This is a genomic window from Dactylosporangium darangshiense (assembly GCF_039537565.1).
In the GTDB taxonomy this organism is placed as follows: Bacteria; Actinomycetota; Actinomycetes; order Mycobacteriales; family Micromonosporaceae; genus Dactylosporangium; species Dactylosporangium darangshiense.
Map to the genome: position 1 here is coordinate 163,694 of NZ_BAABAT010000012.1, position 24,113 is coordinate 187,806.

Sequence of the window (24,113 nt, forward strand, 5' to 3'; positions counted from 1 at the left end):
GACCGGGCCGGCCGACAATGGCCGCCGATCAGCGTGTACAACCCCCGAATGGACACACTGCGAAGAGGTCGAGAGCACGCGGCGCCTGGGTCGGTCAACGTTGTCCGAACTCAAGTACCCAGCTGCTGAACGCAGGAAATAGGCACCTCGACTAGGCATAGACCTTACGCAATCGAAGACGTTTTACAAGAGTGGGCAACCAGAGCATGTGACAGGATGTCCGTTCTGTCACACCACCTCCCGGGAAAAATCGTTTGGATCGATACGGTCGGCATTTCGATGAACGGCGAGGTCAGTGCGGGAGTCGGCCACATGCGGCGACCGCACAATCGGACAATCGCCGCAGGCGCGGACGGGCCGGGTCGATGTAACCGGTTCCGGCAGCAACCAGAATATGAACGTCCGTTAGGTTCCGGAACCGTGGATATACCGGCTGACCAGGTATCCGGGTGGTCGAGGTACTCGTGTGTGCCGATCCCTGAGAGCGCGTTCCGGAACTTTCACAGGTCATTGACAACCTTCGGCGCGGCGTTCATACAATGGCCGGGCCGCGGCCGGTGCGTATCGACCTGCGTATCCACGCGTGCGCCTCGATTTTCCGGTACTGCCCATTCGAAAGATTCGCGCCTGTGAAAGCCGATACCGGTTCTGCATACCCGTCCGCGCCCGCCGGCCCGGGGCTCAACGCCGCGGTCGAGCGCTATTACGACACGACGCTGGACCTCTACGAGGATCTCTGGGGCGAGCACGTCCACCACGGGTTCTGGGACGCCGGGGAGCGGCCGGGCACCGACGAGGAGCGCCACGCCGCCACCGACCGGCTGGTGCGCGAGCTCGTCGCGTTCGCCGGCATCCCGCACGGCGCAAGGGTTCTCGACGTCGGCTGTGGCATCGGCGGCCCGGCGCTGTACCTGGCCGGCGCGCTCGGCTGCACCGTCGAGGGCGTCACGCTCAGCGCCGCGCAGGCCGCTCGGGCCAACGAGAAGGCGACCGCGGCCGGCCTCGGCGCCCGGGCCCGCTTCCACCAGCGCGACGCGCTCGACAACGGCTACCCGGACGCGTCCTTCGACGCGCTGTGGGCCGTGGAGAGCCTCATGCACATCGCCGACCGCGTCGCGTTCTTCGCCGAGGCGGCGCGGCTGCTGCGGCCCGGCGGCGTGCTGGCCATCGCCACCTGGTCGGTGCGCGACGGCGAGCTCAGCGCCGAGGAGCACCGCGTCGTGGACCAGATCCTGCGCCACCAGGTGATGCCGAGCTTCTCCTCGCTGGAGGAGCACGAGCGGCTGGCCCGCGCGGCCGGCTTCGGTGAGGTGTCCATTGTGGACTGGAGCGTGAACGTCGCCAACTCGTGGGAGCCGACCTTCGCGCAGGTGCGGGAGCTGGAGAACGGCCGCGCCATGATGCGCGACCTGGCCCGCGACCGCGGCGTGGACGTGCTCGGCTTCTTCTACGCCGGCCCGCTGATGCTCAAGGGCTTCAGCACCGGCGCGATGACCTACGGCGCGGTGCGGGCGGTCAAGCCCGGGTCGTTACCGGCCGGGGGCTGACGTGCCGACGCCGACGCAGTCGGTCGTCGCCGAGCTGCTGCGCGAGGTCACCGGCGAGAACGCCGAGTGGCTGGCCGGCCTCGGCCCGGCGACCCGGCTGGACGGCGACCTGTTCCTGGACAGCCTCGAGGTGGCCGCGCTCGGCGAGCGGCTGGCCGCCCACTTCGGCCCGGCGGTCGACCTCGCCGGGTTCGTCGCCGGCCTCGAGCTCGAGGCCCTGCTGCGGCTGAGCATCGCGGACGTCGCGTCCTATGTGGACGGTGCGGCGTGACGAGGTTCCTGTTCGTCTGCCTGCCGCTGACGGGCCACGTCAACCCGATGGCGGCGCTCGCCGCGGCCCTGCTGCGCCGCGGCCACGAGGTGCTGTGGGCCGGCTCGGAGTCGTTCCTGCGCCCGATCGTCGGGCCGCAGGCGCGCATCCACCCGATCCCGCTGCGGGCGCACCGCGGGCAGGCCGAGCGCGGCCTCGACGCGACCCGCTCGCGCTGGGAGGGCTACATCGTCCCCCACGCGCGCACCACCCGGAAGGGCATCGAGGCGGCGATCGCCGAGTTCGCGCCGGACGTCATGGTGGTGGACCAGCACGCGATCGCCGGCGCCATCGCCGCGCACGCGCACGGGCTGCACTGGGTCTCCGTCGCGCCGACCACCATGGAGCTCACCCGCCCGTTCCGCCGCGGGCTGCCCCGCGTCGAGGCCTGGATCGCCGGGCAGATGGCCGCCGCGTGGAGCGCCGCCGGCCGCCCCGGCGAGCCGCCGCACGACCTGCGCTTCTCACCGCACGGCGTCATCGCGTTCACCGCCGGTGCGCTGGCCGGGGACCCGGAACACCTGCCGTCCAATGTGGACCTCGTCGGCCCGTCGCTGGCCGGCCGCACGCCCGACCCGGACTTCCCGTTCGACTGGCTCGACCCCGGCCGCCGCCACGTGCTCGTCACCATGGGCACCCTGTCGATGGACATCGCCAAGGACTTCTACCAGCGCGTCGACGAGGCCCTCGCGCCGCTCGGCGACCGGCTGCAGGCCGTCGTCATCGCGCCGGACCGGACCCTCGCCGAGCCCGCCGGGCACGTGCTCGTGCGCCGCCGCGCGCCGGTGCTGGACCTCATGCCGCACTTGGACGCCGTCGTCTCGCACGGCGGGCTCAACACCGTCTCCGAGGCGCTGGTGCACGGCGTCCCGCTCATCGTCGCGCCGATCAAGGGCGATCAGGCGCTCAACGCCGAGGCGGTCCGCCGCTCCGGAGCCGGGCTGCGGGTCTCCTTCGACCACGTCCGGCCGGACGGGCTGCGGGCCGGCCTGCTGCGCCTGCTCGACGACCCGGCCTACGCCGCGGCCGCCCGCGCCGAGGGCGACCGGCTGCTGGCCGGCGGGGGAGCCGAGGCCGCGGCGCTCATCCTCGAGGCACACCACAACGATTGAGGCGATTTCCGTGAAAGTTCTGCGCGACACGTGGCTCATCTTCCAGCGCCACATCCTGCTCATGGTCCGCTCGCCGCTGTGGATCTTCCTCGGCATCGCGCAGCCGGTGGTGTACCTCATCCTGTTCGCCCCGCTGCTCAAGCCGGCCCTGCAGACGATGGGCACCACGTCGATGATCGACGCCTACCGCGTCTACGTGCCGGGCATGCTGGTGGCGCTGGCGATCGGCGGCGGGCTGTACGTCGGCTTCGGCCTGCTCGGCGACCTCGCCAACGGCGTCATCGAGCGCTCCCGGGTCACCACCGTCAGCCGGGTCGCCCTGCTGCTGGGCCGGGCGCTGCGCGACGTGGTGACGGTCATCGTCCAGTCGATCCTCATCACCGTGCTGTCGCTGCCGTTCGGGCTCATCACGAACATCGGCAACATCCTGCTCGGCTACGCGATCCTGGCCCTGATCAGCCTCGCCTCGGCGGCGATCTCCTACGGCATCGCCATCAAGGTGAACAACCCCAACGTGCTCGGCCAGGTCATCAACAACCTCGCGCAGCCGCTGATGCTGCTGTCGGGCACGCTGCTGCCGCTGGCGCTCGCGCCGCTGTGGCTGCGCACCATCGCCGACTACAACCCGTTCAACTGGGCCGTCACGGGCATGCGGGCCCTTTATGCCGGCCACCCCGGCGACACGCACGTCTGGGGCAGCCTCGTGATCTGCGGCGCGCTCGTCGTCGCCGCGGTCGCGTGGTCGGCCAGCCTCTTCGCGCGCTCGGTCAAGTAGGTTAGGGGACTCTCGATGATTAAGACCAAGGGGCTCAAGAAGTCCTACAAGACCCGGCAGAAGCGGCAGACCACCAGCGTCGACGCGGTCAAGGGCATCGACCTGGACGTCGCCGAGGGCGAGATCTTCGGCTTCCTCGGCCCGAACGGCGCCGGCAAGACCACGACGCTGCGCATGCTCGCCACGCTCATCCCGCCCGACGACGGCGAGGCCACCATCGCCGGCGCGAACCTGCGCACCGAGCAGGCCCAGGTGCGGCGCAGCATCGGCTTCGTGGCGCAGGGCGGCGGCACGACCGACGACGTCAGCGCCCGCGAGGAGCTGGTGCTGCAGGCCCGCATGTACGGCATGGGCCGCACCGAGGCCGCGCAGCGGGCCGAGGAGGTCATCGTCGCGTTCGAGCTGAGCGACTTCGCCGACCGCAAGTGCAAGACGTACTCCGGCGGCCAGCGCCGCCGCCTCGACATCGCCCTGGGCGTCATCCACCGCCCGCAGGTGCTGTTCCTCGACGAGCCCACGACGGGACTGGACCCGCAGAGCCGCGCACACATGTGGGACGAGGTCCGCCGGCTGCGCGCCGACGGCATGACGGTCTTCATCACCACGCACTACCTCGACGAGGCCGACGCGCTGTGCGACCGCATCGCCATCATCGACCACGGCGAGATCGTCGCCGAGGGCACCCCGGAGGCGCTCAAGCGCGAGATCTCCGGCGACGTGGTGACCGTCGGCGTCGGCGAGCTGTCGGAGAAGGCGGCCGAGGTGCTCAAGGACCAGCCGTTCGCCCGCGGCGTCGAGGCGCGCGACGACGGCGAGCTGCGCCTCACCGTCGAGTCCGGCGACACGGCGATCCCGCAGATCATGCGGACGCTCGAGGGCGCCGGGATCGCGCTGTCCACGATCGAGCTGCACCGCCCGACGCTGGACGACGTGTTCCTCACGAAGACGGGCCGCTCCCTGCGCGACTGAGGGTCGTTGCTGAGGGTTTTCTCAGGGGATCATCCCCGATGTATGTGCTGCGGGTGCGCTGCGAGGCTCGGCCGTATGACGACCTTGCCTCGCCGCACCCTGCTGTCCCTCGCCGCACTCGGCGGCGCCGCCCTCGCCACGGGGGCGGCGTCCCCCGCGTCGGCGGCCGTCCCCGACTGGTACGCGCCGATGCGCGACGCGATCGCCGGCCTGCCCGAGCCGACGGCGACCGCCGCCCAGGTCCGCCTGGCCCGGGAGGGCCTTGCGTGGGAGGGCCGCTCCGGCGTCGCGGACGTGCGCACCGGCGCGCCGGTCCCGGCGGGCGCCCGCTTCCGCATCGGCAGCGTCACGAAGGCGTTCACGGCCACGGTGGTGCTGCAGCTGGCCGCCGAGGGCCGCCTGCACCTCGACGCCCCGCTGGCCCGCTACCTGCCGGGCCTGCTGACGTCGCCGTACGCCGGCGTGACGGTCCGCCACCTGCTCGACCACCGCACCGGGCTGCCCAGCCCCGACTGGCCCGACGGCATCGAGTGGCAGATCGCGCACCGCTTCGAGCGTTACACCCCCGAACAGCTGGTGCGCCTGGCGCTGGCCGGCGACCGGGAGTTCGAGCCGGGCAGGTTCCAGCACTACACGAACATGGGGTACATCGTTGCCGCGGTGCTGATCCGCCGGGTCACCGGCTCGTCGTACGCCGAGCAGATCCACCGCCGCATCGTGCGCCCACTCGGCCTGCGCGACACGCTGGTCCCCGGCGACGATCCGGCGATCCACGGCCCGCACGCCCGCGGCTACCAGCGGCTGCCCGACGGCACCCTGGCCGACGTCACGCTGTGGAACCAGTCCTCGACCCCGGCCGCCGGGGACATGATCTCGTCGCTGGCCGACCTGGACGCGTTCATGCGGGCGCTCTTCCAGGGCCGCCTGCTGCCCCCGGCACAGCAGCGCGAGCTGTTCGCGGTGCCGTCGGTGCCGGACTTCGCGACCGGCGACCCGGCGACCTACAGCGCGGGCCTGACCCGCCTCATCGAGCTGCCGGGCGGCCGGGTGATCTGGGGTAAGTCGGGCGCGCGCTACGGCTACAGCGCCGCGATCGCCGGCACCGCCGACGCCTCGTCGCGGGTCATCTACTCGGTGAACGCGACCGACGCGAAGGCGGAGGGCCAGGCGCCGGTCATCGGGCGCATCACCGCGACGGCGCTCGGGCTGCTGTAACGGGGGGCTCGGCGGGCGGCCCGCGGGCCCGAACTCACTTGGGCCGCCCGTCGTCCGTGCCCTACACGGAGTGGTCCGCCGCTCGAGGGAGCGCGGCGTTCCGCGCCTGCGCGGTGCGTGTGCGTCTCCGGGGCCCGGCGGCCGGTCCGAACCGCGCCCGGACAAGTCCGTGCACGCCCGACTGCCGGGCTCCGGAAGACGTTTGCCGGCCGCGCATTTGAATGCACGGCAACGGCGTCGGCCGCCCATTCATCGCACCGAATCGGGTTGCCGCCTGAAGCATCGCTCCTGGCCCGCGCGGAAGTCAACGCCCACTATTTCAATTAACTTGACAGGTGCTCGAACCCTTGCGGCGCCAGGCTTCCCGGCCCTGTCCGTGACCCTACGCGCACGCCGAATGGGCCGAAAACATTCAATCGCGGCAATGCATTGGGGCCGTTATGGCAGCCTGATCGACTGCGGCGTGTGGAAGACGTCGGACGGGTCGTACTCCTGCTTGATCCGCTGCAGGCGCGGATAGTTCGCGCCGTAGTACGCGGCCGGCCAGTCGGCGAGGTCCCGGTCGGCGTAGTTCTGGTAGACCTCGCCGGTCAGGTGCGGGCGCAGCGCCGCGGCGAAGTCGTCGACCCACGCCACGTTGGCGGCCGACTCCTCGTCGCCCGGCCACTGCGCGATGATCGACACGTAGTGCAGGGCCGAGCGGTGCGCGAACGCCGTCGCGTCGGCCGGCACGCGGGCGATCGCGCCGCCGGCGAGCAGGTCGAAGCGCACCATTGAGTAGCCGGACGGGGACCGCTCGAAGCGCTCGGCCATGACGTCGAAGGCGTCCTCGTCGAAGCCGGTCTGCGTGAAGTACCCGCCGAGCCACTTCGACTGCAGGCCGTACACGATCTCCTCGCCCATGACCGTCATCATGTCGAGGTAGCTGGTCTCGCCGATCGAGCTGAACAGCGGCTCGCCGAGCGCGTGGATGGGCGCGAACGCCTCGTGCGCCTCGGCGGGCGGGCCGACGTACATGCCGTACATGGCGATGACCGGCTCGCCGTCGGGGTAGGGCTCGGTGGTGAGCAGGAGGCAGAGCGCGAGCCGGTCGTCGGCGCGGTTCGCGTAGAGGTCGCGGTAGGCGCGGAAGATCTCGCGGGCCCGCTCGAACGGCCAGGCGATGACGCCGCCCACGACCGTCTTCGGCAGCGGGTTGAGCCGGTACGTCAGGCTCGTCACCACCCCGAACCCGGCCCCGCCGGCGCCGCGCAGGGCCCAGAACAGGTCCGGGTGCTCGGTCTCGCTCGCGCGCAGCAGCCGTCCGTCGGCGTCGACCATCTCGGCGGCGAGCAGGTGGTCGCAGCCGAGGCCGAACGTGCGCCCGAGCGGGCCGTAGCCGCCGCCGAGCGTGTAGCCGGCGTTGCTCACCGTCGGGCACTCGCCGCCGGGCCCGGCCAGCCCGTACTCCAGCCCGTCGGGCCCGGTGAAGGAGTGCTCCGCGTAGGTCACCCGGTCGACGTCGCGCCAGCCGATGCCGGGGCCGACTGTTGCGGTACCGCTGGCCGGATCGAACACGACGTCGCGCATGCCGCCGACGTCGACGACGACGCCACCCTCCACAAGGGACAGCCCGCTGGCGTGGTGCCCGCCGCCGCGCACCGACAGCGGCAGCTCCTGCTCGCGGGCGAACCGGATCGCCGCGGCCACGTCGCCGGCGTCGGCGCAGCGCGCGATGAGCGCCGGCCGGGTGCGCACGCGGGTGTTGAACAGCACGCGCGCGCCCTCGTAGTCGGGGTCGTAGGGGGTGATCAGCGAGCCGCGGAAGGACGACGAAAGCGCCGAAAGGTCAAGCCGCACCGGCTGATCTTGTCACCGCCATGGGTCGACGGCAAGCGCCGCTCACCGGCCTTCCGGCCGGTCTTCCGGTCGGTCTTCTGGTTGGACGGCGAGCGCCGTTCACCGGTCTTGTTGTTGGACGGTGAGCGCCTGGAACTCGGTCACGAGCCGCCGCAGTCGTACCACCACCGGGCGCTCGCCCAGCCGGCTTTCCACGACGCCGAGCACCCCGCGGTAGTTCCACAGCAGCTCATCGGCACTGCGCACCGAGCGTTCGAACAGCGAGGGCCCGAACCGGTGCAGGTCGTCCACAAGGGACTGCAGGCTGCACACCTTGTCGGCGGCGATGACCAGCAGCGACTCGGCGCCGGCCTCGGTGCTCATCCGCCCGAGGTGCTCGCGCTTGCGCTCCAACCAGGTCAGCTGCCGCCGCTGCACGGAGTCGGCGTCGGTGCAGTCGTGCACGATGCGGTACACGTCCTCGCCGAACGCGTCGCGCAGCGCCCCGCGCCCGGTCGGCTGGTCCTCGAGCACGTCGTGCAGCAGCGCCCCGATCGCGGCCGTCTCGCCGCCGCCCTCCTCGAGCACGATCGCGCACGTCGCCAGCAGGTGCGACACGTAGGGCGTGCCGGTGTTGTGCCTGGTCTGCGCGCCGTGCTGCCGCGCCGCGAACGCGAGCGCCTCCTCGAACCGCGGCGACAGCACGTTGCCTCGCGCCTCCTCGTGGCTCTTCAGGCGATCATGGCCGCTATGTCCTCGAGCTGGCGCACCACCTCGGCGCGGTCGAGGCGGCGCCCGAGCTGCAGCCCGCCCCGCGGCGGTGGCTCGTCGGGCCGGTAGTACACCCGTGACCGGAGCCGTTCCCGCGGCCCGCGCAGCACCAGTGTGGCGCACGCCTGCCGCCGGTCGGTGACGGCCTGGTGCACGATCGTGGACGTTGTGACGTACTGCCCTTGCAGGGGCGCCCGCTCGACGACGCGCATCGGGTCGAGCGCGACGGTTCCGGAATAGGCGACATGGGCGATGCGCCCGCCCGCGTAGGGCCGGTAGCTGAACCGCCGCCAGTTCGCGGCCCGGCCTTCGCCCTCCTCGAGCTCGACGAAGTGCTGCCGCCCGCCGAGCAGCACCGAGCGGAACGGAAACCGATGATCGTGCGGCCGCGACACGTGCTCCCCGCCGAGCGGGCCCGCCGGCCAGTAGTGCAGCGTGAGCCGGCTCCCGTCCGGGTACTCCGCCGCCACGATCTTGGTGAACCCGTTGACGTGCCGGTAGGGCATGCCCGCAGGCAGCCGCCCGGCCCGCACGTCCGCGGCCAGCCGGTCGATGACTCCACCGATGTCAAGGCGTTGCAGGAGCAGCGTGTCAGGCACGGCGCGTCCTTCGGATGTCTGTTGGAGCTACATATACATCCTGCGCCCGACACCCACGGTTGCGGGGTATGACACCCGGATGAACGTGATCCCGTCGTTCGGCTACGAACGGGCGCGCCGCGTGAACCGCTCGGCGGCGTCGAGCACCCTCTTGACGGTGTCCTCGGTGGCCTCGCGCAGCATCCGCGCCGGCGACCGCCCCGCCATCCCGGCCGCCCCGACCTCGCGCAGCCACCCGGCCGCGGCCCCGAGCCGGTTGGCCCGCGCGAACGCGTCGGCGACCTCGACGGCCCCGCGCAGCCTCCCACCCATCTCCGCGACCCGCCCGCGGTCGGCCCGCCAGCGGTGGAACTCGGTCACGGATGCGGCGCCGGCGATGTAGGCGGTCAGGTCTTCGCCCAGGAGCGCCACGCAGCGGTCGATGCCGCTCGTCGACAGGACCCCCACGCTCATACCGCAAACGCTACCTGTCGGCGGCCACCCCGGCGACCCACCGAACGTGCCGAAGCCATCACGCCCCCTCTTTACACCCACCGCACACTTTCCGACAAGTCGGGCGCTCCGCGCCACGACTTGTCGGATTTATCCCCTGTCAGGCGAAAAAACAGCGCCACGGGGGGCTACGGCAGGTAGAACGCTGAGATGTCCTCGGCCAGCAGGTCCAGGACGGGGGCGCCGCTGTCCAGTGCTGCCGCGAAAGCCGCCCAAGAGTCCAACCGGTAGCCGCCCGCCTCCGGGAAGTCCGACCCCGTCAGGTACCGGGGCATCAGGAAGGCGTTCTGGACCAGCCAGTGGACGTAGCCGCCCTCCTCGCCCCACCCGGGCAGGGAACGCGTCGACGTCAGGTAGGCGCGCAGCTCCGCCGGGCTCGTCCAGCGGACCATGCGGGACTCGTTGGTGAGGTGCTTGATGTACGGGTTGTAGAGCAGCGTGCCGCCCAGGCCGAAGTGCTCGCGGAACTGCTCCCACAGCAGGCGCTCGTCGCTGCCGGCGTAGGCCATCACCTCGGCCGCCGGCTCGGTCTCCAGCAGGTGGTGCAGGTAGGACCAGGTGGTCAGCGGGGTGAGCAGGCGGTTGGCGTCCTTGCTCAGCAACGTCTGCACGATCGCGCCGGCGTTGCGCTCCATGTCGTGCAGGGCGAGGTGCGGGACGACCTTGATCGCGGCCAGGACGCTGTACAGCGACGGGTTGCGCTCGCCGTAGAAGATGCGCGCCACGGACCACGGGTCGGTCGGGCGCAGCAGGGACTCCGCGCTGCGGGCCGGCGCGTTGGCCACGTAGTCCTGCAGGGAGACCACCTGCGGGTCGGCGGACGGGTGGACGCGGCGCATCCAGCGGCGCAGGTCGTCGGCGAAGGCGGCGGCCAGCTCGTCGCGGCCGGTGACGCCGAAGTCGTCGAGGCAGATGATGACGCGCACGCTGCGGGCGGAGAGGGCGGCCGCGGTGAGGGACTGCACGGCGTTGATGAGTGAGGCGCGGGCGCGCAGGCGGACCGGCCAGAAGAGCACGCGCGGGCGCTGCGGCTCGCCGGCCCAGTCCACGCCCCAGCCGTAGCGGCGCTCCAGCTGGCGCAGCAGGGGGAGTACACCTTCCGGGGCGGTGTTGCCGGGCTGCGAGAACAGCTCGCGCTCCCATTCGAGGTGCCGCACGCGCCGTCGGGGGTCGACCCGCGGGCCGGCGGCGGGGACCTCGAGGCGGTCGGCGAGGGCGGTGAACAGGCGGTCGCCGTCGATGTCGGTGAAGAAGGTGACGAGGCCCTCGAGGCGCTCGGGCAGGCGCAGCGGGGCGGCGTCGTGCAGCGCCCACAGCACGCGGACCGGGCGGGACGCGCCGACCGCGCGCAGGGCGCCGGTGACGACGTCGTCCCAGCCGCTGTACCCCACGACGAGCACCACGTCGCCCCCGATGAGCTCGGCGAGGGCCCGCGAGGTGGTCTCGGGCGCGGTGGCGTCCGGCGCCGGGTCGTGCAGCAGCGGCGAGCGCGTCTCCTCGCTCACCGGGCGCCAGAAGCCGTGGAGGTGGAACACCTGCACCGCGCCCTCGCCCTCGGGGCGGCGGTCGGGCCGGCCGTCGGGGGTGACCGGGATGCTGACCGCCTGGCGGCCGGTGTGGCGGACCGCGACCTCGAAGAGCGGGTCGAAGTTCGTGGTGAGCAGGCCGTTGCCGAACTCGTCGGGGCGCCCGGCGAGCAGGCGGCCGACGGCGCGTACCCCGGCCGGCAGCTCCCACCAGTCCAGGCTGTTCTCGACGCGTTCGCCGAGGCGCAGGTCGACCCGCTGCCAGATGCCGTGCGTGGCGAGCGGGGACGAGGCCAGGTCCGGCGCCCGGTAGCCGGCCAGGACCGCCTGCTGCGCCACGACGTCGAACTCGCCGGGGGAGCGGCGGGCGGTGAAGACGCGCCGGTACGCGAGGTACACCTCGATGGGCAGCGCGTGCGGCCCGAGGGCGGCGCGGGCCTGGTGCAGCGCCTGGGTGAGCTCCCCGTCGTCGCCGAGCCCGGCCGCGTAGCGCTCCGCGAGCTCGATCAGCTCGTCGAGGCCGGGCACGGCCGGCATGGTCATCCCGGCGCCGAGGATGAGGGTGACCGTCCCGCCGTGCCGGATGGCGGAGACGATCTCGTCGATGAGGCGGCCCTCCACCTAGTCTCCTTCCGCCCGGGCGTGCAGGGTGGTCCACAGGTCGCGCGGGCGGCTGGACAGCGCCTCGCGCTCCGGTGCGTCGCTGAGCAGCAGCAGGCCGCCGTCGATGTCGGCCTCGAGCTGGTCGGGGCCCCAGCCGATGTACCCGGAGAACAGCCGCAGCCCGGCGATCACCGGGGCCAGCGGCGCGGGGTCGGCGGACAGGGCGATCACGCCGAGCCGGTCGCGCACGGCGCGGAAGCGCAGCGGCGGCTCGACGTCGGGGCGCAGCCGGGCGACGGCGATGAAGCCCTCGTACCGGCTCAGCGGACCCGCGTCGAACAGCACCGCCGGCGTGGTCAGCAGCCGCCGCCAGCCCTGCGGGATGTCGGCCGGCAGCGGGTCGGCGGTGGGCCGGTTGATCCGCACGCCGACGGCGCCGCGGCCGCGCTCGTGGCGCAGGATGAGCACCGCGGCCTGGCGCAGGTCGCGGTCCTCGACGGCGGCGGTGGCGACCACGATCCGCCCGACGAGGTCGCGGTGGTGGCGGGCGGCGTTGTGCACCAGCGGCAGTTCGTCGCCGGCGGAGCGCAGCTCGGGCAGCTCGAAGCCGCGCTCGCGCAGCCGCAGCGTGACCTCCCGCCAGACGGTGCGCACGTCGAGCACGGCGGGCGCGTCCGGCTTGCCGCCGCGCAGCACGCGCAGCAGCTCGCCGGTGAACGCTGTGTAGGGCTCGCCGGGCGGGGCCTGCGCGGTGCGGTTGCGCGGCGCCGAGACGAGCAGGCAGGTCTCGTCGGTGCCGGCCTGGTCGGCGACGGCCTGGGTGCCGGACTCGCCGGCGGCGAGGTGGCCGGCGGCGCGCCCGGCGTAGCAGCAATCGAGGATCACCAGCCGGCGGCGGGCCCGGCTGCCGGCCACCGCCCGGCGGATGTGTTCGAAGGGCAGACCGGCCTCATACGGTACCGCGGGATCCGTGTCCCGCAGCCCCAGCACCAGGCTGCCGTCGACCGGGTCGACCAGGCCGTGCCCGGCGTAGTAGACGACGAGCATCCCCTCCGGCGCCGTCTCGTCGGCGGCGCGCCGCAGCACCCGGCTGACCTCCCGGGAGTCGTCGGGGTCGGCCAGCACCGCGCAGTGCTCCGGCGCCAGCCCCCACAGGCTCGGGTCCTGCAGGACACCGGCGAGCCCGTTGAGATTGCGGGTGATCGCCGGTACCTCGGGCAGCGACGCATACCGCGATCCGCCCACGAGCACCGCCCGCGACGCGCGCGGGTCCGACAGGTCCGGCACCGCTCAGCCGTCGAGCGCGCGCGCCGCGGCGGCGACGGCGGCCGGGTCGGACGACTCGATGCGCACCGACACGCCGTCGGGGTCGATCCGGGTCAGCACGACCGCCGGGGCGACGGGCCGGGTGCGCCGCCAGTTGGACACGGCCAGCAGCAGCTGCCCGACCGACAGCCCGGTGCCGAGCACCAGGCTGATGATCTCGACGGCGGCGCCCAGCTCGCCGGGGCTCGGCGTGGCGGTGGACAGCCCGATCTCCGACTGCACGACATCGGGCTCGCCAACCAGCCAGCGCTGCAGGCTGAGCAGGGTGTCGACGTCGGGGGCCGCAGCGTCGCCGACGGCTTCGAGGTGGATCTGCAGCTGCACTGGTCAAACCCCGGGTGAGGAGGGAGCGGACTTCGAACCCTATCGAACCCGCGCACCTCCTGTCACCCGGCGCTCACTCGAAGCTCAATCGATGCTCACTGGCAGCTCATCCGAACAGCTTCTTGCCCGCCTTCCGGGCCCGCTTGCTGGTCGCCGGCAGCTCGGCCAGGGCCTGCCGGCCGTGCTCGTCGGTGCGGGCGTGCAGCAGCCCGTACGTGAACGCGTTCTCGCCGGCCTCGTGCGCGCCCGCCGCGTAGCCGAGCAGCAGGTCGCAGGTGACGAGGGCGTCCTGGTGCGCGCCGAGCACGTCCTGCAGGGCGGTGAGCCGCTCGGTGAGGCGCTCCGCGCGGGCGCTCTTCTTCAGCGGGGTGACCAGCTCGACGGCGTAGCGGGCCCGCTTGTACGCCTTGCGCGCCTCGTGCAGCCGCTCGTCGGTGCGCTTGCCCGGCTTGCGCTTGCGGGCGTCGGCGAGGCGGGCGTCGGCGCGCTCGAGGGCCTTGCGGGCGCGGCGCGTGAGCCGGCGGCTCGGGATGTTGTCGGGCTGCGCGGCCCGGTACACCAGCGCGTCGATGTCGTTGAGCAGCGTGGTGTACCGCTCGCTGTTGAGGCCCTCGGTGAGCTCGGCCCGCGCCGCGGCGGCACGCTGCCCGAGCAGCGTGGTGATCCGCGCCGCGACCGGCCCGACGACGAGGGCCGGCGGCTCGGCGGCGATCAGGCCGGCGAGGCGCTCGGCCATGACGTCGCAGTCGCGGACCGCGCCGAGCAGCCTGGTGACCCACCTGACCTCGTCGTGCAGCGCGCCGACGTTGCCGGACAGCACGGGCGCGAACGAGCGCAGGGTCGAGCGCAGGCGGCGGGTCGCCACGCGCATCTTGTGCACCGCCTCGGCGTCGCCGTCGCGCACCTGGGGGTCTTGCTCGATGAGCGCGTTGCGCTGGGCGGCGAGGTAGGCGGCGAGCGCCTTGCGGGCCTTGGAGCCGCGCAGCCGCAGGCCCGTGGGCGTGGGGTAGTCCTCGCCGAGCGCCTGTGCGAGCTTCGAGGGGCTGCTGGCCGGGCGGGCGCCGGCCCTGCGCAGCACGCGGTCGAGGCGGGCGAGGGCGCCGTCGGCGCCGTCGACGAGCTCGATCTCCAGCTCGTGCCACTCGCGTGCGGACCCGCCGCGGCGCAGCGACTCGGTGCTGACCAGGTCGTCGGCGAGCAGGGCGACGGTGCGCCCGTCGGCGCTGCGCAGCGCCCGCTCGACGCGGTGGGTGCGGATGCGGGCCACGGGGGTGAGTGCCTCGCCGCGGGACAGCGCGCGGATCTGGTCGGTCACCGCGGGCGGCGGGGTGCGGCGGCCGGTCGCCGGGATCTGCAGCTCGCTGCGCTCTCCCGCGCTGGGGCGCTTGAGGTGCCATCCGGCGTCGTGCCCGCCGCTGCGGCGGCGCAGGGTGACGCGGCCGCGGGCCAGGTGCAGGCCCTCCGTGTCGTAGTAGACGGCGTCGAGCCGTTGGTCGTCGGGCTCGCCGATGGTGGCGACCCCGCCGATCCCGGTCAGGTCCGGCAGCGCGAAGCCGTCCGGGACCTCGTATTTGCGTTCCACCTCAAGCTTTCCGGCCATGGATGCCATTCTCGCAGTGAACCGGCCGTCAAGCGAAGATGAACATGGGATAAACAGAGGGTGCACCAAGACCTGTTGTTGCTGCTCGACCTCCACCTGGCCGAGCTCACCGCTCTCCGCCACGTTCTGGCCGCGCCGCGCCCCGTCCATCCGGGTGAGCGCCGGGCGGCGGCCGAGCAGACACTGCGATCGGCGCAGCGGTACCTGCAGGAGGTGGGCGAGCTGATGGACCCTCCGCCCGTGCTGACGGCGCTGCGATCCGGGTCACCCCCACCGGTTATCGGGTGAGCGAGGCCACGGGCCGTAATCTTGCCACGTGGGGGTCGTCAGGCAGCGGGTGCGCTTCGCGATCCGGCTGCTGCGCGACTGGCGGCTCACGGTCGCCTGGGCCAAGTCGCTGCTGCGCTCGGGCCTGACCAGCTTCGTCGTCCTCGCCGTCACGTTCTGGCTGCTGCCGGGCGTGCGGGCCAGCGGAGGGCCGGCCGCCCTGGTCGAGCTCACGATCCTGCTCGCCCTCGTCGGCACCCTGATGCGCCTGGCGCTGCTGGGCATCGCGGTCGTCGTCGGCGGCATCGGCGTGCTCGCCCTCGGCGTCGTCATCCAGGCCGTCGTCATGTTCACCGCGCTGCGCCTTGCCAAGGGCGTCAGCGTCGACACGTTCGCCGACGCCTGGATCGCCAGCTGGCTCGCCGCCGCCCTCGCCGCGCTGGTGAACTGGCTCGCCGACGCCGGGAGCGAGGACGTGTTCCTCGGCCAGGCGCTGCGGCAGATGGCGCGCCAGCACCGCGGCACGCCGGCGACCGAGCCCGGCGTGCTCATCGTCCAGCTCGACGGCCTCTCCGCGCCGCTGCTGTCCTGGGCGGTGAAGGCCGGCAACCTGCCCAACCTCGGCAAGTGGGTGCGCACCGGCACGCACGCGATGGTCCCCTGGCACACCGGCCTGCCGGCCACGACCCCGGCGAGCCAGGCGGGCATCCTGCACGGCGACTTCTCGCAGATTCCCGCCTTCCGCTGGTACGAGAAGGACGCCGGCCGCCTCGTGGTCACCAACCGGCCACGGGACGCGGCCGACGTCGAGGCCCGCATCTCCACCGGCCGCGGCCTGCTGGCCGACGACGGCGTCAGCATCAGCAACGTCTTCTCCGGCGATGCGCCGACCAGCCTGCTCACCTTCAGCAATGCGGCCCTGCCCGGGCGGTCCGCCCGCGGCTACCTGGCGTTCGTGGCCAGCCCCTACGGCTTTGCGCGCGCGGTCGTGCTCTCGATCGGCGAGATGCTCAAGGAGATCCAGCAGGGCCGCCGGCAGCGGTTCCGCAACGTGTACCCCAGGGTGCCCCGCACGGCCGCGTACGTCGCGCTGCGCGCCGTCACCAACGTGCTCCTGCGCGACCTCAACGTCTCGCTGATCGCCGAGCAGATGAGCCGCGGCGCCCCCGTGATCTTCTGCGACTTCGTCGACTACGACGAGGTCGCGCACCACGCCGGCCCGCTGCGCCCGGAGGCGATGCAGACCCTGGAGGGCCTCGACCGGGTCCTGGGCACCCTGCACCGGCTCGCCCGGGTGGCCGGGCGCGACTACCGCATCGTCGTGCTCTCCGACCACGGCCAGAGCCAGGGCGCCACGTTCAGCCAGCGCCACGGCGTGACCCTGGAGCGGCTCATCGGCGACCTCGCCGGCGACGGGCACGAGCCGGCCACCGGCGGCCCGGACGAGGAGGACTGGGGCCGCGCCAACACCCTGCTCGCCGGGGTGTCGCACCAGACCCGCTCGTGCGGCCCGGTCACGGAGCGCCCGCGCGGGAAGGTGGTCACGGTCGCCTCCGGCAACCTCGCGATGCTGTACCTCACCGAGGTGCCCGGCCGCGCCGACCTCGACACCGTCGAGGCGCTGCGCCCCGGCCTCGTCGGCGGCCTGGCCAAGCACCCCGGCATCGGCCTGGTCGTGGCCGGCACCGCCGACGGCCCGCTCGCGATCGGCCCGTCCGGCCGGCACCGGCTGCGCGACGGGACCGTCGAGGGTGACGACCCGCTGCTGCCGTACGGCCCGAGGGCCGCCGACGACCTGCTCGCGCACCAGGCGATGACACACGTCGGCGACCTGGTCGTGCTCAGCCGGGTCGACCCCGGCACCGACGAGGTCGCCGCCTTCGAGGAGCTCGTCGGCTCGCACGGCGGCATCGGCGGCTGGCAGAGCGAGGCCGTGCTGGTCCACCCCGCCGACTGGCCGGTGCTCACGCCCGAGCCGCGCGGCCCGGTCGCCGTGCACCGCCAGCTCGTCGCCTGGCTCGACGACCTGGGGCTGCGCGCGCCGATGCCGGTGCCGCCGCCGCGCGACGAGGACGCTCCCTTGTCCGCCAGAGTTCGAGGTGTTTGAATCAGTCGAACTCTCGATCCCTTATCCCGCAAGGAGCCGACGACATGGCAGCTGACGCGTTACGGCCCTGGAACTGGGAGGACCCGCAGGAGCTCGCTGCGACGGTCGACCTGTTCACCGAGGACCTTGCCCGCGTCGAGAAGCTGTCGCCGGAGCTGAGCGCGGCCGTGCTGGACCGCTCGCACTTCGACCGGCTGGGGCTCAACGGCATCGAGTTCGCCGCGTTCAAGACCGCGCACCCGCGGGCCCTGGGCACCGACCTCGTCTCGCTGACCGCGGCGGACGGCTCGCGTACCGAAGCGGGGCACGTCTACCGCGTCGACGACGCCGCCTACTTCGCCGAGATGGACATCACCGGGCCGCTGCCGGTGGCCGACGCGACCGTCGACTGGGTCTACGCCGAGCACCTCGTCGAGCACGTGACGCTGCGGGCCGGCATCGCCTGGCTCACGGAGGTGCGCCGCATCCTGCGCCCCGGCGGCGTGGTCCGGCTCACCACGCCCGACCTGCGCGTCTACGCCGAGAGCTACGTCAACGGCGACGGCTTCTTCGGCAAGCACCGCCGCCGCATGAACCGTGCCCTGACCGGGGTCGCGCCCGCGATGCCCGCGCGCGGGGCGTTCATGTTCAATCAGCTCTTCTACGTGTACGGCCACCGCTGGCTCTACGACGAGACCGAGCTGCGCCACGCGCTGACGTCGGCGGGCTTCGCCGAGGACGCGATCACGGTGCGCTCCTTCCGCGAGGGCGCCATCCCGGACGTCGCCGACCTCGACCAGGTGCTCCGCAACGACGAGACCATTTATGTGGAGGCATCGGCCTGACCGTAAGCGCCCGCAGGGCTACGGCCTGACGTCGGCGTTGGGCTCGGCCACCCGGGACTGACGGCGGCGCTCCACCCAGCCGGCGACCTGACCGGCTCCGAGGACGATCAGGATCGCGCAGACCACGCCCTGCCACGGCTGCGGGAAAACGTTGCGGCTGAGCAGGCCGATCGCGGAGTACGTGGTCGCCCACAGCGCGCAGGCGGCGATGTTGGACACGATGAACGTCCGCCACGACAGCCCCACGATCGCCGCCGTGAGCAGCACCGGGATCCGCCCGCCGGGCACCAGCCGGGACACCAGCAGCGCCGTCACGGGCCGCCGGTGCAGCCGCTCGCGCACCGTCCCGGCGAGCCGCCACGGCTGGCGCAGCAGCCGCAGCCGCCGGGTCAGCGCCTCGCCGCCGGCCCGGCAGATGGCGAACGTGACGGCGTCGCCGATGTACGCGCCGAGCCCGCCCACCGCCACCACCACCGGCAGCGCGACGGGGCTGTAGTGCGCGGCCAGCACCGCCGTCGCGCTCACCGCCGCGCCGGTGGGCAGCACCGGCACCGTCGAGCCGACCGCCACCACCCCGAACATGACCGCCAGGGCGGCCACCAACCCCCCGAAGGTGACGATCACGAAACGGTCAGACTCTCGCCGGGCGCGAGCACGCGCACGTCGGTCGCGGGTGCCGTGGTGCGGGTGTGCGCCGCGAACTCGTCGCCGGGCCGGGTGAACCGGTCCGGCCGGACCCGCCAGCAGCCGATCGGCCACAGGGTGCCCCAGTGGATCGGCACCGCCTGCGCCGGGCCGGCCAGGCGCATCGCCTCGGCCGCGCCGGCCGGGTCGAGGTGGCCGGGGCCGAGCGTCCAGCCCCAGCCCCAGACGGGCACCAGCGCCAGGTCGACCGGGCCGATCTCCTTCATCTCGTCGAACAGCCCGGTGTCGCCGCCGAACCACGCCGACCGGTCGCCGGTGACCACATAGCCGAGCGCCACCGCGCGGATGCGCGACTTGGGTGTCCGGCCGCCGTCGTGCGCGGCCGGCACCGCCCTTACCGTCACGTCGCCGACCGCGGTCTCCTGCCCGGCCCGCAGCTCCGTGAAGTCACGCTCGCCTAGCCGGGAGCGCAGGAACGACGCGGCGCCGTGCGGCACGATCAGCCGGGTGGAGCGCGGCAGCGCCCGCAGCGACGGCAGGTCGCAGTGGTCGGAGTGCAGGTGCGACACGACGACCGCGTCCGGGACGTGCGACAGCACCGGCCTGGGTCCGCGCCGCCGGTACAGGTGGGCCAGCCGGTTGCGCAGCACCGGATCGGTCAGGATCGTGACGCCGCGGTCGCGGATCGCCACGGTCGCGTGCCCCCACCAGGTGACTTCCATGCAGCCATCTTGCCCCGCGGCGGGCGCGGGCGGCATACGGGCCGTCAGAAGGTGCGGATCCGCGGGTCCACGGCGGCCTCGACGACGAAGTCCTCCATCTCCTGCAGCAGCCGCCGCGCGTCCGCCGCCGGCAGGTACGCGGTGTCGACCTCCATGGTGATCTGGATCACGTCGGGCAGCTCGTCGATGTTGACCATGAGCTTCTCGTTGAAGAAGACCATCGGCGTCTCGCGGACGAACTCGGTCTCCGCCCGGGCGGCCCGGATCGCCGCCTCGTCCGGCGGGTTCTGCGGCGGCCGCAGCCCGGTGCGCCGCTCGTTGTAGAACACGGCCAGGTCCATCGGCTCGCCGCGCTCCTTGCCGATGCGGTCGATGAGCGCCAGGCGCGTGTCGGGGTCGTAGTAGGCGTACTTCGACGCGCTCATCGACGCCTGCCGCGCCCGGGCCACCGCCTCGGCGGCGCTCACCCCGGCGGCGTCGAAGACGACCAGGCCGTTCTGGGCCAGCGGCGAGACGACCTCGGCCAGGCCCGGCCGGAACCGGTTGCCGACGATCACCTGCGAGGCGAACGGCCCGGTGCGGCCGGTGGCGCGGCCGAAGGCGACGCCGTAGGCGGCCAGCAGCACCGGCCCGGCGTCGATCGACAGCAGCGCGGCGAGGCGCTCGCTCGCCGCGAACAGGGCGGTGGAGCGCCACTGGAACTGGCGGAACCGCTCGCCTTCGGGCTCGGCGTAGCCGGCGAAGCGCTGCGGCTCGATCGCGCGCAGCTGCGTCTCCCAGTACCGCATCGCGTTGTCGGTCGTGCGGCCGCCCGCGCGCTGCGCCTCGGCGACCTCGAAGTGCCCCGCCGCGGGCGCCGGGCCGAGGGTGTCACGCTGCGCGAGATCGCGGATCATGATGCCGAGGCCGCCGCCGTCCGCGGCGATGTGGCAGACCATGACGACCACGTGGGTGACGGCGCCACCGGCGCGCACGACGGCCATCCTGATGGGCCATTCGCGGGTGTACTCGAAGTTGCGCGCCTTCCAGCCCGCGTGCACGTCGGCGGCGAGGGCCGCGGCGTCCTCGGCGGACGGGGCGTCGTGCACCTCCAGGAAGGCCTCGCCCTCGGCGAAGACCTCCTGCGTCGTGGCGCCGCCGGGCGCGATGCGCAGCAGGGTGCGCATCGCCGGGTACCGGCTCATGAAGAAGCGCAGCTCCTGCGCGAAATCCTCGACGGTGCGCCCGTCGGCGACCGGCACCACGCCGCCCATGCTCATCGACGTGTTGACCTCGATCATGGCCCGCCACACCTGCTGCTGGCCCCAGGTCAGTCCGCCGGTGCCGGCGCCGTCGCCCGCGAAGGGCACGCTGATGCGTTCCATGGCAAAGGATCGTGGACCGACACATCGACAAAGGCAAGAAGACGAATGGCTCATGCCGAGTGCTGGACGGCCATACCGGCGAGTTCGGGCACCGCCGGTGTGCGAGCATTGAGTCATGATCGACAGAATCGAGCCCGCCGTCCGCTCGTGACGGCCCTCTTCGAGCACGCGCTGCTCCTGCACCGGCAGCACCCCGACGGCCCCCTGCCCCGCGACGGGGAGCCTTACCCGGACCAGGCGCGCCGCGGCCGGTCGCCGTCGTCGGATCGGGACCGACGGCGCGACGGCGCCGATGCCGCCGCCATCCTCGACGCCCACTTCGCCCGCCCCGACGCGCCGCCGAGCGATCTCGCCGCCGCGTTCGACGACGTCTACGTCCCGATCCACCGCAACGACCACATCGCCGCCGCCGCGCTGCGTGCCGACCGCGAGCGCGTGCGCCGGACGGGCCGCTGGCTGGTGCGGCACGGCACGCACCGCAACGCCGTCGTCGTCGGCCTCGGCCTGCTCGCCACGAACTGGGACGACGGCGACGTCCCGCTGATCCAGACGATCGGCCTGCTCTCGGACACCTTCGGTGCGCTGGCCGCCGAGGCGCTCCAGCGCCGCCGCCATGGCGCGCAGGCGCTGGTGTGGCTGGCCGAGCGGGTCGCCGGCTGGGGGAGGGTCTACGTCGTCGAGGCGCTCTGCCGCCGCGGCTCCACCGAGGCGCGCGAATGGCTGCTGCGGCATGCGTGCGACGGCGACTACCTCAACGGCTACTTCGCCGGCGAGGTCGCCACCGTCACCCACCTGCACGCGGCGATCCTGGCCCCGGACGCCGACGACGACCTCGTCGACCACACCGGCCGCCTCCTGCTGGTCATGACCTACTGCGGTGGCATGGGCATGACGCTGCAGACCTACCCGCCCGCGCTCGCCGTCCTTGCCGCGCACGCCGGCCACCTGGCCCGTCAGGCGCCGACGGCGCCGCGCCACCGGACGGCCGGCGCCATCGCCGAGAACCTGGCGAAGCACGACCGGTGGAACGACATCGTGCGCCGGTACCGTGCCGTGCTCGACCGGCCGGAATGGGAGATTCGCGCATAACCGAAATGTCGGATATGTCCGTCGCGGAGCGGCGGACATATCCGCGGACATATCCGGGGCCGTGAACCTCGTGACAGGTGCTGGCAACATGTGGCGCGTGGTGCATGTGCTGGTCGTCGAGGATGACGAGCCGATCGCGGCCTCGCTGCGGCGGGTGCTCGCCTACGAGGGGTACCGGGTCGACGTCGCCGGTGATGGGGGAGCGGCGCTCGAGGCCGTCGACCGCAGCGAGCCCGACGTCGTCGTGCTCGACCGGATGCTGCCGGGGCTCGACGGGATCGCGGTGTGCCGGCGGCTGCGGGCGCGGCCCGGCGGCGGGCCGCTCGTGCTCATGCTCACCGCCCGCGACGCCACCGCCGACCGCATCGCCGGGCTCGACGCCGGCGCGGACGACTACCTCGTCAAGCCGTTCGACTACGACGAGCTGCTCGCCCGGGTGCGGGCCCTGCTGCGCCGCGCCCGGCCGGAGCCGTCCGGGCTGTCCGAGTTCGAGGACCTGGTGCTCGACGCGCGGGCGCACGAGGTGCGCCGCGGCGGGCGGGACATAGCGCTGACCGCGCAGGAGTTCGCGCTGCTCGAGCACTTCCTGCGCCACCCGCGGCAGGTGTTCACCCGCGCGCAGCTGCGCGCCGCGGTGTGGGGGATCGACTTCGACAGTGCCAGCAACGTCGTGGACGTGTACGTCGGCTACCTGCGCGCCAAGCTCGGCGAGCCGCGGCTGCTGCACACCGTCCGCGGCGTCGGCTACATCCTGCGGCGGGCCTGATGTCCATCCGCGCCCGCATCACGCTGTTCGGCCTCGCCGTCGTCACGCCGGTGCTCGGGCTGTTCTGCGCCGCCGTCTTCCTGCTGCTCGCCGCCGGCGCCGGCACCGGGCAGGACACCGCCCTCGCGGCGCGGGCCGACGCCGCCGCCGGGTCGCTCACCGCGCTGCCCGAAGCGTCCGGCGGGCCGGCGCCGGCCGCGGCCGACCTGCGGGTCAGCGACGAGATCGCGATCGTGGTGTACGACGCGGCGGGGCGGCCGCTCTACGCCACCGGGCGGGTCGGCGGCACCGTGCCGCTCGTCGCCCGGGACCGCGACAAGTCGACGGTCGCCGTCGACGGCGTCGCGCTGCGGGTCGCGGTCCGCCCTGCCGCCGGCGGCTACGTCGCGGCGGTGCAGAGCACCCGCAAGGTCCGCTCCGACCGGGCCGGGCTGTTCGTCCTCGTCGCCGTCTACGCGGTGCTGGGCTTCTTCGCCGCGGCCGGCGCCATCTGGCTGGTGAGCCGGCGCGCGCTGCGGCCCCTGCGCGAGCTCACCGCGCTCGTCAACGCGCAGGACCTGAGCCGGCGGCTGCCGCCGGCGCGGGCCGATGACGAGCTGGGGCGGCTGACGGCGGCGTACAACGCCATGATGGACCGCCTCGAGGGCGGCATCGCCGCGCAGCGCCGGTTCGTCGCCGACGCCTCGCACGAGCTGCGCACACCGTTGACGACCGTCCGCAACAACGCCGGGTTCCTGCTGCGCCATCCGGATGCCGACGCCGAGGACCGGGCTGCGGCGGTGCGCGACATCGACGGGGAGAGCGCCCGGATGAGCCGCCTCGTCGAGCAGCTGCTGACCCTCGCCCGCGCCGACGCCGGCCGGCCCCTGGCCACCGCGCCCGTCGACCTCGGCGCGCTGGTCGAGGACGTGTGCCGCCAGGCCGGCGCGCAGCACCCGGGCAAGCGGGTGCACTGCGCGCTCACCCCGGCCCGCCCGGTCGCCGGCGACGCCGACGCGCTCGCGCAGCTGGTGTGGATCCTCGTCGACAACGCCGTCAAGTACTCCCCGCCCGAGGGCAACGTCTGGGTCACCGTCACCCAGCGCGGCGAGCGCACCCAGCTCGCCGTCGCCGACGACGGGCCCGGCATCCCGCCGGGGCAGCAGCAGCGCATCTTCGAGCGCTTCCACCGCGGCGACGAGGCGCGCAGCGGGCGCGGCGCCGGGCTCGGGCTCGCCATCGCGCTGACGATCGCGCGCGAGCACCGGGGCGGGATCGAGGCGGCCAACAACGCCACCGGGGGCGCCTCGTTCGTCGTGGACCTGCCGGCGGTACCGGCGAACTCATCCGCTTCTTAAAAAGG

At 73.3% G+C, this 24,113-nt stretch carries 23 protein-coding genes; 12 read left to right on the plus strand and 11 right to left on the minus strand.

Annotated features, from left to right (window positions below; genetic code table 11):
* The first annotated feature begins 629 nt into the window (after positions 1-629).
* The 6 genes from ABD901_RS23420 to ABD901_RS23445 all read left to right on the plus strand — a co-directional run bounded on the left by ABD901_RS23420 (position 630) and on the right by ABD901_RS23445 (position 5,928).
* The gene (locus ABD901_RS23420) at positions 630-1,547 is read left to right on the plus strand and encodes a methyltransferase domain-containing protein (protein WP_345129260.1); all 918 of its coding nucleotides are present in this window, start codon (positions 630-632) and stop codon (positions 1,545-1,547) included.
* Between the two features lies 1 nt (position 1,548).
* Positions 1,549-1,818, plus strand: coding sequence for a phosphopantetheine-binding protein (locus ABD901_RS23425; RefSeq protein WP_345129261.1), 270 nt, complete (start codon positions 1,549-1,551; stop codon positions 1,816-1,818).
* Entirely contained in the window at positions 1,815-2,969 is a 1,155-nt protein-coding gene (locus ABD901_RS23430; RefSeq protein ID WP_345129262.1) for a glycosyltransferase, read from the plus strand. The genes ABD901_RS23425 and ABD901_RS23430 overlap by 4 nt, the downstream gene beginning before the upstream one ends.
* Positions 2,970-2,979: 10 nt before the next feature.
* Entirely contained in the window at positions 2,980-3,744 is a 765-nt protein-coding gene (locus tag ABD901_RS23435; protein ID WP_345129263.1) for an ABC transporter permease, read from the plus strand.
* Positions 3,745-3,759: 15 nt separating this feature from the next.
* Positions 3,760-4,713: an ATP-binding cassette domain-containing protein gene (locus ABD901_RS23440; RefSeq protein WP_345129264.1), complete on the plus strand. Its 954-nt coding sequence runs from the start codon at positions 3,760-3,762 to the stop codon at positions 4,711-4,713.
* Positions 4,714-4,788: 75 nt separating this feature from the next.
* Complete coding sequence (locus tag ABD901_RS23445) at positions 4,789-5,928, plus strand: serine hydrolase domain-containing protein (RefSeq protein ID WP_345129265.1); 1,140 nt, start codon at positions 4,789-4,791, stop codon at positions 5,926-5,928.
* A gap of 438 nt (positions 5,929-6,366) precedes the next feature.
* Here ABD901_RS23445 and ABD901_RS23450 read toward each other — a convergent pair whose 3' ends face one another.
* The 8 genes from ABD901_RS23450 to ABD901_RS23485 form a co-directional block, all read right to left on the minus strand.
* Positions 6,367-7,767, minus strand: a complete 1,401-nt coding sequence (locus ABD901_RS23450) for an FAD-binding oxidoreductase (RefSeq protein ID WP_345129266.1) — start codon at positions 7,765-7,767, stop codon at positions 6,367-6,369.
* A gap of 99 nt (positions 7,768-7,866) precedes the next feature.
* Positions 7,867-8,451 (minus strand): HD domain-containing protein, encoded by a 585-nt coding sequence (locus tag ABD901_RS23455; RefSeq protein WP_345129267.1) that lies wholly within the window; start codon positions 8,449-8,451, stop codon positions 7,867-7,869.
* A 26-nt stretch (positions 8,452-8,477) separates the two neighbouring features.
* Positions 8,478-9,116: a hypothetical protein gene (locus ABD901_RS23460; RefSeq protein WP_345129268.1), complete on the minus strand. Its 639-nt coding sequence runs from the start codon at positions 9,114-9,116 to the stop codon at positions 8,478-8,480.
* 102 nt (positions 9,117-9,218) lie between these two features.
* On the minus strand, positions 9,219-9,569 hold the full coding sequence (locus ABD901_RS23465; protein ID WP_345129269.1) for a hypothetical protein: 351 nt from the start codon (positions 9,567-9,569) through the stop codon (positions 9,219-9,221).
* 167 nt (positions 9,570-9,736) lie between these two features.
* Positions 9,737-11,755, minus strand: coding sequence for an SIR2 family protein (locus ABD901_RS23470; RefSeq protein ID WP_345129270.1), 2,019 nt, complete (start codon positions 11,753-11,755; stop codon positions 9,737-9,739).
* On the minus strand, positions 11,756-13,024 hold the full coding sequence (locus tag ABD901_RS23475; RefSeq protein ID WP_345129271.1) for a YqgE/AlgH family protein: 1,269 nt from the start codon (positions 13,022-13,024) through the stop codon (positions 11,756-11,758).
* 3 nt (positions 13,025-13,027) lie between these two features.
* Positions 13,028-13,387 (minus strand): effector-associated constant component EACC1, encoded by a 360-nt coding sequence (locus ABD901_RS23480; protein ID WP_345129272.1) that lies wholly within the window; start codon positions 13,385-13,387, stop codon positions 13,028-13,030.
* Positions 13,388-13,493: 106 nt separating this feature from the next.
* Complete coding sequence (locus ABD901_RS23485; protein WP_345129273.1) at positions 13,494-14,987, minus strand: CYTH and CHAD domain-containing protein; 1,494 nt, start codon at positions 14,985-14,987, stop codon at positions 13,494-13,496.
* Positions 14,988-15,047: 60 nt separating this feature from the next.
* On the opposite strand from ABD901_RS23485, the gene ABD901_RS23490 reads away from it, so the two are divergent.
* From ABD901_RS23490 to ABD901_RS23500, 3 genes are read left to right on the plus strand one after another with little or no spacing between them, the layout of a single operon-like run.
* Complete coding sequence (locus tag ABD901_RS23490) at positions 15,048-15,275, plus strand: hypothetical protein (protein WP_345129274.1); 228 nt, start codon at positions 15,048-15,050, stop codon at positions 15,273-15,275.
* 28 nt (positions 15,276-15,303) lie between these two features.
* Positions 15,304-17,361 (plus strand): phage holin family protein, encoded by a 2,058-nt coding sequence (locus tag ABD901_RS23495; protein ID WP_345129275.1) that lies wholly within the window; start codon positions 15,304-15,306, stop codon positions 17,359-17,361.
* A gap of 44 nt (positions 17,362-17,405) precedes the next feature.
* Positions 17,406-18,185, plus strand: a complete 780-nt coding sequence (locus tag ABD901_RS23500; RefSeq protein ID WP_345129276.1) for a class I SAM-dependent methyltransferase — start codon at positions 17,406-17,408, stop codon at positions 18,183-18,185.
* A gap of 18 nt (positions 18,186-18,203) precedes the next feature.
* Here ABD901_RS23500 and ABD901_RS23505 read toward each other — a convergent pair whose 3' ends face one another.
* The 3 genes from ABD901_RS23505 to ABD901_RS23515 are packed head-to-tail and all read right to left on the minus strand — an operon-like array spanning position 18,204 to position 20,916.
* Positions 18,204-18,809 carry a DedA family protein gene (locus ABD901_RS23505; protein ID WP_345129277.1) on the minus strand — a complete coding sequence of 202 codons (606 nt, stop codon included), beginning with the start codon at positions 18,807-18,809 and terminating at the stop codon, positions 18,204-18,206.
* Positions 18,806-19,552, minus strand: a complete 747-nt coding sequence (locus tag ABD901_RS23510) for an MBL fold metallo-hydrolase (protein ID WP_345129278.1) — start codon at positions 19,550-19,552, stop codon at positions 18,806-18,808. Before ABD901_RS23510 ends, ABD901_RS23505 begins: the two co-directional genes overlap by 4 nt.
* Positions 19,553-19,596: 44 nt before the next feature.
* Positions 19,597-20,916, minus strand: a complete 1,320-nt coding sequence (locus ABD901_RS23515) for a condensation domain-containing protein (RefSeq protein ID WP_345129279.1) — start codon at positions 20,914-20,916, stop codon at positions 19,597-19,599.
* Positions 20,917-21,063: 147 nt separating this feature from the next.
* On the opposite strand from ABD901_RS23515, the gene ABD901_RS23520 reads away from it, so the two are divergent.
* From ABD901_RS23520 to ABD901_RS23530, 3 genes are all read left to right on the plus strand, one after another.
* On the plus strand, positions 21,064-22,005 hold the full coding sequence (locus ABD901_RS23520) for a hypothetical protein (RefSeq protein ID WP_345129280.1): 942 nt from the start codon (positions 21,064-21,066) through the stop codon (positions 22,003-22,005).
* 97 nt (positions 22,006-22,102) lie between these two features.
* Positions 22,103-22,771, plus strand: a complete 669-nt coding sequence (locus ABD901_RS23525) for a response regulator transcription factor (protein ID WP_380135584.1) — start codon at positions 22,103-22,105, stop codon at positions 22,769-22,771.
* A complete protein-coding gene (locus tag ABD901_RS23530) occupies positions 22,771-24,108 on the plus strand; it encodes a sensor histidine kinase (RefSeq protein WP_345129281.1) in 1,338 nt (445 codons plus the stop codon). Before ABD901_RS23525 ends, ABD901_RS23530 begins: the two co-directional genes overlap by 1 nt.
* The last annotated feature ends 5 nt before the right edge of the window (positions 24,109-24,113 follow it).